The sequence below is a fragment of the Rhodopirellula maiorica SM1 genome, from assembly GCF_000346295.1.
Classification (GTDB): Bacteria; Planctomycetota; Planctomycetia; order Pirellulales; family Pirellulaceae; genus Novipirellula; species Novipirellula maiorica.
In genome coordinates this window covers 1-14,356 of the sequence record NZ_ANOG01000562.1, presented here as the reverse complement: position 1 = coordinate 14,356, position 14,356 = coordinate 1, and the positions used below count along the sequence as shown (strand labels likewise).

Genomic DNA, 14,356 nt, shown 5'->3' with positions numbered 1-14,356 from the left:
CATGTTGAGGTCCCGATCACCACGCATCATCCAACCACTGCATGCCCGAACAACGGCAGAGCCCAAAAGTTAGACGCGATGCAGCGAAGTCTAGCGATCAAGTCGATAAAAAATTGGTGCCCAAAAATCGGTGCCAGGCACCAAATATGGTGGGTGGCACCAAATTTTGGGTGGGCAACGAAAGAGGCCCGCGCCTCGATGAAGAGGCTACGGGCCGGTCATTGTCGACAATCTTGCGGTTCGCGTTAGCTCACGCAAAGCTCGCATTCACATTCGCTGCAACTGCAATCCTCGGTTTTACAACATTCACAACCTGCGTCGCAGACTCCACACTCACATCCAGTGTCGTCCGCTTCGCTGATTCCCGCTGCGCTGGATACGCGACTGCCCGCTTGATCAGCACCGTTTGATGCGTCCAAACAACATGAACCCATCTCCTGGTCAGCCGCCGCACTGCAATCGCACGCGTCACAACCACAAGTTTCACATCCACAAATGCCGCCGTCACAGCAATCACATCCAGCCTGACATTGGCTACAGAAACAAACTTTAGACGCCTGCTGGTTGTCGACGTGCTTCAAACCACTGGCGGCCGACGCGACCACCGCGAGAAGCACAACCGAGGCAATAACCGTACTCAATAATCGAAACATATTGATTCTCCAAAAACACAAATCTTATCATTGAACATAAACAAAACAGAAATAATCGTGATTCTTAAGAAACCGCTATTTCCGCCAACGACAAAGCCGTGCGCACTGCATTTGTGCAAGGAGAAACTCGACCGGTTCGGCAACGTGAACGATTGATGCCGATTTCGACCACCGAATATTGAAAGCCATCTCCGCCGCGATCATCGCGTCGGACAATGGAGCTTCCGGTTGTTTGCGAACCACAGTGCCAGGAACGCTATGCCAGACAGCAACACTTCCGCCGCACATCACGCACGCACATTCGCTGGGCACCTCGCTACAGGTTGTCGTCCCCCCAGATTGCGAAACGTTTTTGAACGTCGCATCCGAAATCCCGCAACATGCCAAGGTGTCAATGTCCGCTTCGGCTTGACACCCAAAACCTTGCATCGCTGATGCAACATCGCCCGAGCAACATGTCACACCCACTGGATGTTGCATCGTCCTTTCACAGCAACAATTGGCTGCCGCAACGGCTGGCGACGCGACTAACGCGCACACACCTAACACCGCAATCCAAGCGGTAAAGTATCGGTGGTGAAATGTTTTTTGTCGCATCTGTTTTTGGCGAGATCAAGTAATATTCAAATAGGGACGGAACGAGATGACGCATGTATTCTAAGTAGATCCAACAACAGTGTCACCTTGATTTAATGAACGCCAATCGCAATCGTCCGCCAATCAACTCTTGAACATTCCTTTCGGATCAAATTGGACAAGTGGATTGAGCCGACCGTGCTGCGTGATTGGGGAAAGTTCTTGGCCACCGACCGTATGACCGACCACATCTGTCATCAGTATGGTTTCAAGCTCGCCAATGATTCACCATACTTGTGAGCGTTCAAACGCAATGTCTCGCACTGAAAAATACAATGAATTTGCACTGGTCTGAGTTTGGTGAACAGCTTTGTCGCGGCAGCGGAATCAGCGAACTGATGGATGATCTAGGGCATGCGATCGCCAAAGGCGGCGACAGTATCTGCATGCTTGGTGGTGGCCAACCGGCACACATTCCAGAGATGGATGCGCTGTGGAGAAAACGGTTCGAGGAGATGGGACGCGAACCAGGCAAACTTGAACATGCCGTTGGCAATTACGAACCACCCTCAGGAAATCCGGCCTTCCGAAAAGCGCTTGCCGATCTGTTCAACCGACAATTTGGTTGGAATCTTGGCTCCGAAAATATCGGCGTGACCGCTGGCGGACAAACCGCGTTCTTCATGCTGTTCAACTCGTTGGCCGGAAAATTCCGCGATGGAAGCCGCAAAAAAATCCTCTTGCCGTTGGTCCCTGAATACATCGGCTACGCCAACCAGTCGGTCGATGGAGAGATGTTTCGTGCGGTCAAACCACGTTTTGGAAATGACCGGCGAGCACGAGTTTAAATATCGCGTTGATTTTGACGCTTTGAAAGTCACGGACGACATCGCGGCGATCTGTGTGTCGCGACCGACCAACCCAACTGGCAACGTGTTGACCGACGCAGAAATCGAACGACTCGCCGAACTCGCCGCCGCCAACAACATCCCGCTGATCATCGATAACGCTTACGGCGCACCGTTTCCCAACGCAATCTTTACCGAAGCCACTCCGGTCTGGAACGAGAACATTATCCTGACCCTCAGCCTTTCCAAAATCGGTTTGCCCGGCACCCGCACCGGGATCGTCGTGGCGAGCCCCGAGGTAATCCGTTCGCTCTCATCGATGATGTCTATCGTGGGACTCGCCAACACCAACATTGGCCAAGCGATCGCCACGCCGTTGGTTGAAAGTGGCGAAATCTTGCGACTGAGCGACGAAGTGGTCCAACCTTTCTACCGAACCAAATCCGAGCAGGCGCTGGGCTTCGTTCGTGAATACTTTGACGACAGCTTGCCCTATCGAGTCCATCGCAGCGAAGGAGCGTTCTTTCTGTGGATGTGGTTCGAAAGATTGCCGATCAGTTCGCAGGAACTGTACCAGCGTTTGAAGGCACGCGACGTGTTAGTTGTTCCGGGCAACTATTTCTTTTTCGGATTGGACGATCTCGATTGGCAGCACCGCAACGAATGCATTCGAGTAACGTTCACCATGCCCGAAGCGACGGTCAGAAAAGGGTTCCAAATAATCGCCGAAGAAGTCGCCAAAGCTTACGCAGAAGGGTGAAGCCACGGGGACAAACGAAACGTAAACAGAGCTCACCGTGAACAACACAGAGCGAGCGATAGAATCGAGGGGCAATCTCAGCTTCGATAAAAAGACACGCTACAACCAGTTCGACTCACGCATTGCGAGACCCTGAAAGTGATTCGCACAATGCGGGTTGACGACCGCTACTCGTTGCAAGTTTCGCGTCCCTTCGATGATCTTGTTCGATGCCAAGCAAAACTCTGATGCTCCGTTTTTCATGCCTGTTAATTGCGGCTTGGTTCGTGATGACCACCACTCACGAAGTCGGGCATTTGATCGGCGGCTGGATTTCCGGCGGGACGCTGCAACATGCTGAACTGAGGCCGTGGCATTTGCCCCACAGTCATTTTGCCCCCGATCCGCATCCGTTGGTCACTCTGTGGGCAGGCCCATTGATCGGAGTGATCGTTCCACTGTTACTGGCATTGGTCATTCGCAAACCCTCAGTCTGGTTTATTGCGAACTTTTGCATGCTCGCCAACGGAACCTACTTAGCCGTAGCGTGGTTCACGGGTGACCCATTTCTGGACACACCTCGCCTGCTCGCCGCGGGAGCTTCGCCGTTGTCGATTGCGACCTTTTGCGCGTTGACTTTGTTTTGGGGATACCGGGCCTTTCGCGCAAGTTGCATCGCAATCTTTCACTCAAAACCGCAGCAACCAAACCACTCTAAATGAGCCCGATGCATCTCGCCTGTTTCCCAAACGCCGCTTCCCAAAACGCCCGTTATACAAGCATCATTGCGAACGCTGCGATGGTTAACGAACCGCCAACGATACGGCAAGCTTTAGCGAACGATTCGGTGGATCCAAATCGCTGCGCTGATCCCGCGACGCTCATCAATATGACAACCAAGCTTAGCGACGCCACCATCAACCCCGCCGAGTAGCTTGCGACGGTGTCCATGCCCGACATCTGGATTACATGAGCGTAGCCGTGAAACAGGCCAAACCCACAGATCACACTCAGCAGAAATGTTGGCGTCGTGCGACGTGACAGCAACGCCACCCCACCGATCAACACCGAAGCGAGGATCATCGTTTCCACCATCGGCACAGTGATACCAAGTGACGCGGCAGATGCCCCGACGACGCCCATTGCCAAAAATGCACTAGGAACGGCCCACGTCGCACGTCCACCGATACGAACTGCGATCAGAGCAACGGCAACCAAAGTCAATACATGGTCAACGCCGGTCAATGGATGCGTCAAGCCGTGCAAAAATCCTGCGATCGCATGTTCGGAAACGCCGTGGTCGGCAGGTCCATGACCGGGATGTGCCAAAGCCATGCTAGGAAAACAGATCACAAATACAGCAGCGGCAAGCATCATCCATCGATTCATACTTCAAATTCCTTGAGCGGGGTGAATTTCCATCTGTCACGGCCAGCGAAATGGCTTGAACAACGCTCAGTGTACGCCAAAAGACAGGGTCACGTACATTGGGTTTGCACCGTTCCCGCTTGAAATATTTATCGTGATGCCTACGCAGTTTGCCACAATGTCGAGGCGATTATTTCGGCAACTCGCTCGACTGGTCGCCCCGTTTCGCCTGAACATACTCCAGCACTTTTGCTTCCAAAACCGGGGCTCGCAGCCCCACCTGCCTCGCTTCTTGGCGAGCTTCGTCGACACTTAGCTTGCCATCCAGGATGCGGTGGGCCATCCACACCGCACCCACGCGACTGGCTGCGGCGCAATGCACCAACACTTTTTCGTCGTCTTTGGCCGATCGAATGATCTGTAGACTTTGGTCGAACATCTCGGTACTGAGATCATCCGGGCCTTGAACAGGCAACTGGAAAAATCGCAGTCCCGCCGCTTCGGCGACCTGTTTTTCGTCCCACTCTAATTCGACCGGCTCGCGGAGTGTCAGTACGGTGGTAATCCCCCGCTGCTTAAACTCTGAAAACAGCTCGCGATCAGGCTGTCCCGCAAGAATCACGTTACCGAACCGCAACACATTTGGGGTATTGCCCAAATCATGCGACTCAAGTTTATGATCCGAGACTATCGAGTCGCGTTCGCTCGACAAAACAACGTCTTCCGCAGCCAATCGCGAGCAGTACCCGCAATCGGAAACAGCAATCACGGCGGTCACGATCGCAAATACATTCAGCAAACGGTATGACATCGGGAATTTCAGGTGAGAGTAAAAAGTTGGAAAAATACGAGTATCAGATCGTACACAATCCATTTTGGCGTAAGGATTCAGAAATACAGCGGCAACACACCCTTTCAAGATACTCCGTCGCAAGCAACGTTCCCCCGACGAATACGTCCTTTCCCCTACTGATACGCCTCTTTTGTCGTGATTCCGCGACGCTCATTGTTGAGCAGGCCTTCAAAGTTCAACTGTTGTTGCTCTTGGTATATCGAGTTTTGTCGGAATAGGTTGTCGCGCAGCCCGGCTTTGCCCTTGCTTTGCGGCTTCTCTGCGAACGGTTCCATCGGGGCGGCCTCCGCCGACGCGTTGGGCGATGTGGCCGATGTCCTATTCGTGGCAATCGCGGACTGCAAATCCATCTTGCCACGATAAAACGCGTACTGATCATTTTGATGAGCCGCAATCACCGTAGTGGAACCTTTGATGTCGTCGGCGATCACCAAACCACGCAGATCGGTATCGTCCGAAACAAATTCCTTGTTTTCCGATCCGATCACTTTCACATGAACGTCGTTCAGGAAACGGTCGCCGACGGTGTCCTTGACGCTAACGCGGACGCGCCCCGACGTAGCATCTTCCTGGACGAGCAGCTCGAGCGGACTTACCAAAATCAACCCCGACGCATACAGATTTTCGCCGCGACACACGATCAAATACGCCCCCTCTTCACTGAGTGGCAATTCGAGCATCTTTTCACGATCACGGAAATCGCGTCCATCCCCCAATTCAACCGTGGCCTCGTGATACGGTTTGATTCCAGCCAAGTTGATTGCGGTAATCCGGTCCAGATTGCGTTGCAGCAATCCAAACTTCATCAGATCGATTCGATAGACTTTGACGACCGCTTCGGCGATATTACGGAACCGCAGTTCAACCTTCTTAGGATCGTCGGGTTTGATTGTGGTGACTTCATCCAATTCAACCGCTTTGCGATTAAAGAAGTGAATTGCTTCGGCCGCGTCGGCGAACCGCTCTTTGACTTTCGTGTATTCTGCAATCGCATCGGCGGCATCACCGAGACTGTGGTAGACCTGGCCCATGATGTAGGTCGCTTCCCAGCGATTATCGGCCATTCGGGTGCCACCGGTGTCGGGATTCGGGAACGTCGCCTCCGCCACTTTGCGACACATTTGAAGCGCCGCTTCGGGGTGTTTCAGCTCGAAATGGCAGTACCCAATCATGTACCAAAACGAATCCAGTAGCCTGCTGTCGGGATAACGCAGAGCATATTTTTCACAGCGATCGATCGCAAACTCGAATTGTTCCAGATCAATTAAGGCCGTGGCCAAAGCAAAACTTGCCTGATCATCGGCAGGGTCAGTGGGCCATGTGGTGACAAAATGGTCCAGCATTTTGATGGCGGCGTCGATCAGGTGCACTCGTGTGATCTCGGCCGATTTTAACTTGGCGTCTTCACTGGCTTTAGCAGCACGCCGATACGTTTCCTGGGCTAACGCATACGTTGCGGTGGCAACATAGGCTTCGGCGGGATAGTCGTGCAGCAAACGCTCCATCACCTGAACGCTACGCACAAACTCGCCTCGTTCATTCAAGAAACCAGCCACTTGGGATTCGCGTTCAAAGCTGGCTTGGACCGTCGCCCGATACACCAAGTAACTGCGTTCGTATTCGCCAAGTTCGCGATACGACTTGGCAACACTCAGAATATCCTCGAATGAAATTTCCACATCGGGAAACTTTTCTTTGAGGACTTCAAAGTATTTGACGGTGTCGCTGTGCTGGTTTCGTTTCAGTGAGGAAGCAAACAACCACTGCGTCGCGTTTTTGAAATTGTCCGTATCGATTTGCCAGTTTTCAATAAGCTCCGTCAAATAGCGATGTGTGGCATCGAAATCCGCCACTTCAAATGCATGTTTGCCGAAATAATACAGCTCGTCTGGCGTCAATCGATACTCATCCGTGGACACTTCACCGGCATCAAGTACTTCGAGCGACTTGACCTCGGAAATTGAAAACTGCGACGGTTCATAGAAGCTTCGCAGAATGGACTGGGGAGCACGAAAGTTTCCGGGGACAGTGCCGACCAGTGTGTACTGGATATTCGAAGGATAATTTCGATCACCGATGTAGAAGGTGATTTGGCCTGGCTCGATTTCAAAACGTTCGAATTGTCCGGATACGGAACCGTCCAGCACCGCGCAGCCTGCGGGAATCGGCTCGGTTAGCACCAGGTAGTCATACTTTTCCGCATTGCGGTTGGTGACGTAGTGACGACGCGGCATCAGTGTGACGACGCCACGCTTGCCAACCGGTAATTGAGTCAAGGGATTTGTGAACGAGCGATAGTTGCCGCTGACGACTCCAAAACCACGAGGCACATCGCGACCGTCGATCTGTTTCGGCGCAGGCTCGTAGACACGTCTCACCGACCACTGTTTTGTTGAATTCTCGATGTCATTGGCTGAAACAAAGCCCGTTAAAACGGCAGAGTAGCTGAAGGTAGCACGACCTACCAAATCAAATTCGATTCGATTGGGCTGTTCTTGGTTCAGCAAACTTTCATCCACTACGATGCGACGCGTGCCATCTTTGCGAGGATCGATCGTCATCGTTTCGAGTTGCTGGTCATTGACCGTCAACGTCAGTTCGTATTTTTCGGACGACGGATTAGCCAATGTATTCCATTTCGCCATCGCAGTGATCGCAGGCCCGTTGACCTTTTCGATTGGCCATCGCGATCCAACACGCGCTGATAACAGCGACTCGGTCATCTTCGCCACATTCGCGTGATTAGGATTCATTTCTTGCAGCGCCAGCAAGTAGATCGCTTGCAACTCAGTGACATTTCGCATCCATGGCAAGATCGTATCGCGATCCTCGTCACTCAGTGGCGATTCGCCGCCCGGAATATTAATCAGCGATAGAATCTCGAGCCCCATCTCTTTGTGGTTCATTTCCGCGAGCGTCAACGCCAAGTGGACTAGCCCCGAGAGGCTCAAGCGGTTGCGTTCGCGGTACAGACGATTGGCCAGCGAGAAATCGCCACATTTCGACACAGCCATCGCATGCAATATCACGGTTTGTCGCTCGAGATCACTCGACCCCGTCTCGGTGAACGCCGTCTGTAGGTAAGCCTTCCCCTTTTCGATTGTCGCTTGGGGAACGGCGAAACCGAGACGGCGAGCCTCGTGAAGGGCCCACATCACACGTGACGACAAATAAGGATCCGCCGTTTGGCTATCCAGATTCCCCGACCACGACCAACCTCCCTGTTCGCGTGCCGCTGAAACAAGCTGAGTCACCGCGGTAGCGACTCGATTGGCCAATGCTTGCCCCTCGGGCGTATCGGAGCTTCGTGTTTGTCCAATCATCTTCAGCAAGGCCGATCCACCCATTGCATCGGATATGGCACGCTCAATCGGACTTGCCGTGGGTAAACCGCAGTGGAAAAGTGGGTTTGGACTGTTTTCCAAAACACTTTCTAACAAGGATCGATTGACGCTCGGGCCAATTAAGATTTCTAGCGACGAACTTTTTGTCGGTTGATCATCGCTCAGCCCCACCAGGGCGACGGTACTTTGCGAAGCTGTTCCACTAGCGGTTTCGAATACCGGAAAACCAAAGGGGCGAACGGCCACGACTTCGCTGGTGACGTCATCTGCGTGACCTTTGCTGCGGACCGTCAATTCAAATGTGACGCTTGTCGAAGATTCAATTTCGACCGGCATCGCAAGTTTTTGGATCCCCTCGCCATCGATTTCAATCGTTTGGGTTTGGCTGACTGATTTGGAATCCGTCGCCGACGGATCTCCAAACGTCGTTTTCAGAGTAACCGACACCGATCGTTTGCCATCGGCTGCGTGATGGACTTCGATCGGCAGTTTCGCCTCGTCGCCGACGGTAAAGGCAAGCGGCGTTTTCAACACGCCAAACAGATCGCGTTTGGTGATCACTTCCGAACTGGTTTGACCAGCGAGGACATCCTTGTTGATGCCTTTTGCGGAAAGTTGCCATGAAGTTGATTTTTCGGGCATCGTGATCGTCAGTGTCGCACGGCCTTGTTCATTCGTGACGACCATTGGATCCCAGAACGCCGTTTCCGCATGCGTCATGGTGGGTAACCACTGGAACCCTAGTTCTCGGATCTGCCGCGCCATATCGGCTTGTCCTTTCAAGATGATTAATTTGCCGCCACTTGTGACCCCATTCACGATCGTGTTTGCGTTAAGGCTTTGGATCGAGGGGACGTCAAAGTATTCCAATTGCGGACTCGCATCTTGTTGCCGCGATTGATGAAAGAACGAATGCTCACTTTGATTTATGGGCCCGTTCGAAATTTGTGGGATCGTCGCACCCGTCACAGCTTGCGGACTGCTTTGAACCGATCCCCTGATGGACAAGCGACGACGTGACAAAGAGTTCCAAAGTTGTGAAGACGGATATTGCCGCTGCTCGGATTGTTGCATTTCGCCGCCGAACGGATCATCCGCTGCCCCCAGATCATCGGCGTCAAAGTCCACGCCAAAAGGATCGCCCGCACCACGATTGACCGCCCCTCCAAATACCATTGCGTCGGTGCCAACGGCGGCCTCGGTGTCGATGGCAAAGTCACCGACGATTCGACCGGTTGCATCGCCCGAACCCGGCGGTGCTGCCGGCGGCATCCTTCGCCCGTTCAAATCGGCCAATGCTCGAGCCTCGCGTTCTAAGATTTCGATACGTTCCGATTCGGCCAGCGAGGATTCACTGGCGTTTTGAGTCGTCGGATCATACCGAAACGTACAACTGGTGCTTTGACGAGTCGCGGAACGACGAATGCCTTCCGAAAAGAAAGCGTCGATCGCAGCATGGACGTTGTCAAAGGTGTGGATCAGATTGGTTTGAACCAGCCCCAGCGATAGTTCGGATTGGACCGGATTCCCTTGAGGATCGGTCACGATGACATCGACGGTCAAATCGTCACCGGGCTTCAGTTGTTTCGAATGCGGTTTCAGGGTGATTTTCAGCGATTGAGATACACGAAACCCGCTCTGTGCCGTGTGAAATTGATTCTTAGTCATCACCGCAACGGACAAAAAGATGTTAGGAGCAAACGACGATTTCATCGGTAGCTCGATTTTGTTATCGCCCGACTCGAGCGAAACGAACTGATAATCCAAAACCGAAGCTCCTTCGAACGTCAGCAGTGCAAGTGCCGGTGCTTCGCGCCAATGCAAATTCACAGCCGCATTGTCCCCGACTTGGTAGTGATGACGATCCGTCAAGATTCGTAGACGCGTGGTATCTTTATCGCCGGAAATGCGAATCCGCTTTTCGCCGCTGATCGTGTTTTCGAATTGGTCGATCCCGGACGCACGAATAACGTAGAAGCCTGGTTCATCGAGACTCAGGGTCACGCGCGCTTCACCATCGACATCGTCGCTTGAAACATCGTGAGTCTCGATCCGTTTTTCGCCCGGTCGTCCATCGGTGACGGTTCGCATAAACACCTCGACGTTCAGACGCGTTTGCACAGGCTTGCCGGCAGGATCCGAAACTTTGAACAGTGCTTCAAACGATCTGGCGTTCAGGAAAACATCGCGTGTCGTGGAGGCGGCGATTTCGAATCCACGCGTTGATAAGAAAACGGTTTCAGTCGTGCTAAGATTCCGCTGCGGGTTTTCGACCCTCAAACGCAGCGGTTGCGATTCATCAAACGTCGTCGTTTCAAACTCGATCGAAAGTTTGCCCTCGTCATCGGTCTTGGCTTCGGACACCGCCGTATCGTCGCCGAGTCGATAGCGGATCGTTTCGTTCGCAAGCGGAGTGCCGTAGTAGTATTTCAGCTCGACCGTGGCACGAATGATTTCGCCACGATGGTAGACTTGTTTCTCCGGCACCACCGACAACTGGACCGGTTCCAGCTTGTACTCGCTGACATTGAACGTGGTTTCAAATGACAACGATCCGGTGCGGTCCGATTCCCCCGAGCCGCTGCGGTGCAAACGAATTCGATACTCACCAGGTGTCGCGGTCGGTGGAAGCAGAAGGTTGCTGAACAGGGTTCCAAAGTCGCCAAGTCCAACCTCACTGGATTGCAATTGTCGCCCTCGTGAATCATAGACGTCCATTTTGAACTTCACGCCCGGTTTATACGTGTAGCGATCTTGATCGACCCAGCGAACGACTCCCTTGATATTGACCAACTGGCCGCTTCGGTAGGCAGGCCGGTCGGTGTACAAGTATCCTCGCGGGGTCAGTCCCACTGCAAAATCAAGTCCGTTCAAATTGGTGACTGTCGATGCCATATGGCCTTCGTGGACCGCGAACACTCGCAAGTCTTGAATTGACTTGAGTTCGTCAAATTGGCTTTGCACAACGCCGTCTTCGCCAGTGGTCTCTTCGGCAAACACCTTGTCGCCGTCGCTCAGCAGCACGCTAACGCCAGCGGCGGGTTTACCCGATTTCATGTTTTCGGCAAACAAGAAAAGTTCATTTCGCGACGATTTGACGAGAATGTCGATATCGCTGACGACCACCATCGTGGTTGCCTCGAGTTTGTCGCTCGATACCGTCACGGCGGTAACCGAAGGACCATCGACCGGTATCTCGATATCGCCATCGACCTGTTTGTACGGCTCGCTGTTTTCGATCGCGTGAACGAATTGCGAGTCAGGATCGATCAACGCAATATCGAGCGTTTCAATCCCGCTGGCCAAATGCATCTTGCGAAAATAGTCGATCATATCGATGCGGTACGTTTTCACCGTCACCGATTCCAGGTTGCGGGTGGATAATTTGATTCGCGGTTGTTCGTCGCTGCGAAATTTGCGTTCGGTGACAATTTGTAGGGTCGGTGATGTCAGACGACGAATGCGTCGCGACGCTTGGTTGTTATTGCCAACCTGTTTGTAAGCTTCGAGTGCTTCCTTCAGTTTCCCCAGTCGCTCTTCCAATGTGATGCCGATCATCAGCGATGCATTGGCGGCTTCGCCGGTACTGGGATACTTATTGACGACGCGGCGCCAATCGGAGATCGCTTCTCGATACAGTTGCTTTGTCGGTTCGTCCAGATCGACCGATTGGGCGGATTGGCCATCGTCGATTGCTTTGGACACCCGTTGCTTATGCAATTCCGTCGCCTCGGCAGCTTTCATTTCGCCAAAGGCAAACAAGATTTGCGAAGCGCGAGGATCGAGCGGATGTTGATTCAAAAAGGTGGTCCACAAGTCACGCGATTTGCCGTACTTTCGTTGACTACGGGCGTGCCCCGCCATGGCGAATTCCGTATTGACGATCCGCTTTTGGACGTCGGCCCAATGAGGATCGGCAGGATGATGTTTCAGAAATCCCCTCCAAGCAGAGATCGCCTCGTCGAACTTTTCTTGCGACAAATACTGTTGCCCGAGCATTTGACGTGCTACGGCAACCTCAGCCGATTCGGCATAAGCGGGGTTGTCGATCAGAGATTCAAGGCGTTTGGCGGCTTGCGTATGCCGACCGTGATGCGCATTGCCTTGGGCGATTTCGAGTGCCGCTTTGGAGGCAAGTTCATGCTCCGGATGATGCGTTAGGAAGCGTTCGGCCGCCGTCGTCGCCAATTCCAAATCGCGAATCGAACCCGGCGTAGGCAGACCATAGGTATGAGCCACTTCGTACGCGGCCCGAGCCAGATATTCGTCGATCGAAACTGTATCGTCACCCGCATCGATCGGTTTCCAAGAACTTAAGAAATCCAACCACGTCTTTCGGGCCTCGGCGTTTTCATTCAGCTTCAACTTAACGTCGCCCAGCCGGAATGTTACCTCGGCGAGGGTCACCAATGACACCGATTGTGGATCGGATTCGTCGTGTTGGTGTTTTTCCAAGAAATCTTGGTAAGCAGATCGTGCTGCCTGATAGTCCTGCAATTCCTCCTGACAACGTGCGATCCGGAATTCAATCCGCTGACGCAGCGAAGTCGACGGGCCAAGCTTCACCGCTTCGCTATAGTAGGTAAGCGCTTGACGATAGTCCGGCTTTTTTGCCAGCGAAGGATCATCCGACGCGATGCCTTCGAAGTAACGATCGGCGAATTCCAGATACAGTTTCGCCAGTTCGTCTTTGCGGCCACGCGAGAGTAACCGTTTTGCTTCGGCGGCGTAGATTTCGCCCGCGTCCTTGTATTGGTGTCGTAGCACCATCACGTGAGCACGACCAAATCGAGACCGTGGTACCCAAACGCTATCAGGGTGTTGCCTCTCGAGCGTCTTGAAAGCAGCGATCGCATCGTCATCCCGCCCTGATTCGGCCAATGCGTTTGCTTTTAGGTATTGCAAATAATCGCGGGATGCCGTCGACCTTTTCTCAAGCGCCTCGTCAATCCGCTTCACCGCAAGATCAAAGTCACGCGACTGCATCGCATCGTGAATGCCGCGTGATAGATCCGGCAGCAGTGTAATTTCGGCGTTTGCTGCTGCAGGGTTAGCGAGTTCCTGCGTCTGGGGGACGGTTTGCGCAGAGGTGTGATCCAGCAAAACAATGCTGGCCGCCACCAGCATGCAAAAACGAAGGGAGCGCATCAGGTAATCTCTGCTGCGAGAGTGTATCGGAAGAATTTGCGATCACCGCATTCCGTTTGCGGGTTGCAGATCCGATTTTACACTGCGGCATCCATCAAGATGCACCGCCGAATGTCAGAACTTTGTAAAACAATGCAGGCGGACATCGTTCGGTATATTCACCGACGGCAGCGGGCGGAATGCAAACATCGCAATCAATAACGATGGCCTTGCCCACCCGGCAATCCAATCAGTACCCGCGTTTCATGACCCACTGAGTCGCATGTTGGACCAATTGGGTGGCGTGTTCGATGTGCAATTTGCTTTTGATATTTTCTTTATGTCGTTCGATTGTTTTGACACTTAAGAAAAGTGTATCGGCGATCTCGCGCGTGCTTTGCCCGTGACCGATCTGTTCAAAGACCTGCAATTCCCGATTGGTCAACGATTCAAGTCCTTGCACTACCGCCGGCTTGACGCTGCCCAAACGACCCCGTATCAGGGTCTTGGTCACCGATTCGCTGAAAAAGAAATCGCCATCGAGCAAAGCATGAATGCCTTCGATCAATTTCTCAGGTGCCTCTTCCTTGTTGATGTATCCACGTGCCCCGGCTGCCAGCACGCGGTGTGCGTACAAGCTTTCATCATGAGCCGAGATAACAAGAACCTTCAGTTGTGGAAGAGTTTTGATGATCGAATGAATCAGATCCAATCCACTACCTTCTTTCAGTGATAAGTCGATGATCGCTAGGTGAGGAGATTCCCGCTTTAGCAGCTCGTAACCCTCCTGTTCACTGCTGGCCATTCCGCAAACCATCATATCCGGTTCTTGGTTGATAAGTTGAGAA

The 14,356-nt window shown here is 52.9% G+C and carries 8 protein-coding genes; 4 read left to right on the top strand and 4 right to left on the bottom strand.

Translation table 11 applies throughout. The features are described 5' to 3' along the window. The first annotated feature begins 831 nt into the window (after window positions 1-831). The 4 genes from RMSM_RS39920 (at window position 832) to RMSM_RS17995 (ending at window position 3,538) form a co-directional block, all read left to right on the top strand. A complete protein-coding gene (locus tag RMSM_RS39920) occupies window positions 832-1,065 on the top strand; it encodes a hypothetical protein (protein WP_144057750.1) in 234 nt (77 codons plus the stop codon). Window positions 1,066-1,564: 499 nt separating this feature from the next. Continuing rightward, the gene (locus RMSM_RS42050; protein WP_201767050.1) at window positions 1,565-2,077 is read left to right on the top strand and encodes a hypothetical protein; all 513 of its coding nucleotides are present in this window, start codon (window positions 1,565-1,567) and stop codon (window positions 2,075-2,077) included. Next, on the top strand, window positions 2,031-2,837 hold the full coding sequence (locus RMSM_RS42045) for an aminotransferase class I/II-fold pyridoxal phosphate-dependent enzyme (protein WP_201767049.1): 807 nt from the start codon (window positions 2,031-2,033) through the stop codon (window positions 2,835-2,837). The genes RMSM_RS42050 and RMSM_RS42045 overlap by 47 nt, the downstream gene beginning before the upstream one ends. A 209-nt stretch (window positions 2,838-3,046) precedes the next feature. Further along, entirely contained in the window at window positions 3,047-3,538 is a 492-nt protein-coding gene (locus tag RMSM_RS17995; RefSeq protein ID WP_052031692.1) for a hypothetical protein, read from the top strand. A gap of 49 nt (window positions 3,539-3,587) precedes the next feature. Here RMSM_RS17995 and RMSM_RS17990 read toward each other — a convergent pair whose 3' ends face one another. From RMSM_RS17990 to RMSM_RS17975, 4 genes are all read right to left on the bottom strand, one after another. Next, window positions 3,588-4,205 (bottom strand): HupE/UreJ family protein, encoded by a 618-nt coding sequence (locus RMSM_RS17990; protein ID WP_008699292.1) that lies wholly within the window; start codon window positions 4,203-4,205, stop codon window positions 3,588-3,590. Window positions 4,206-4,374: 169 nt separating this feature from the next. Then, window positions 4,375-4,995, bottom strand: a complete 621-nt coding sequence (locus tag RMSM_RS17985) for a phosphatase domain-containing putative toxin (RefSeq protein WP_008699290.1) — start codon at window positions 4,993-4,995, stop codon at window positions 4,375-4,377. Window positions 4,996-5,150: 155 nt separating this feature from the next. Continuing rightward, window positions 5,151-13,529 carry a tetratricopeptide repeat protein gene (locus tag RMSM_RS17980; RefSeq protein WP_040767874.1) on the bottom strand — a complete coding sequence of 2,793 codons (8,379 nt, stop codon included), beginning with the start codon at window positions 13,527-13,529 and terminating at the stop codon, window positions 5,151-5,153. Window positions 13,530-13,758: 229 nt separating this feature from the next. After that, window positions 13,759-14,356 (bottom strand): response regulator transcription factor (locus tag RMSM_RS17975; protein ID WP_040767873.1); only part of this gene is annotated, 598 nt, incomplete at its 5' end.

Bases quoted from the DNA above. Each gene is read 5' to 3' on its own strand.
- RMSM_RS42050 (WP_201767050.1), top strand. From the start codon at position 1,565: ATGAATTTGCACTGGTCTGAGTTTGGTGAACAGCTTTGTCGCGGCAGC.
- RMSM_RS17995 (WP_052031692.1), top strand. From the start codon at position 3,047: ATGCCAAGCAAAACTCTGATGCTCCGTTTTTCATGCCTGTTAATTGCG.
- RMSM_RS17990 (WP_008699292.1), bottom strand. From the start codon at position 4,205: ATGAATCGATGGATGATGCTTGCCGCTGCTGTATTTGTGATCTGTTTT.
- RMSM_RS17985 (WP_008699290.1), bottom strand. From the start codon at position 4,995: ATGTCATACCGTTTGCTGAATGTATTTGCGATCGTGACCGCCGTGATT.
- RMSM_RS17980 (WP_040767874.1), bottom strand. From the start codon at position 13,529: ATGCGCTCCCTTCGTTTTTGCATGCTGGTGGCGGCCAGCATTGTTTTG.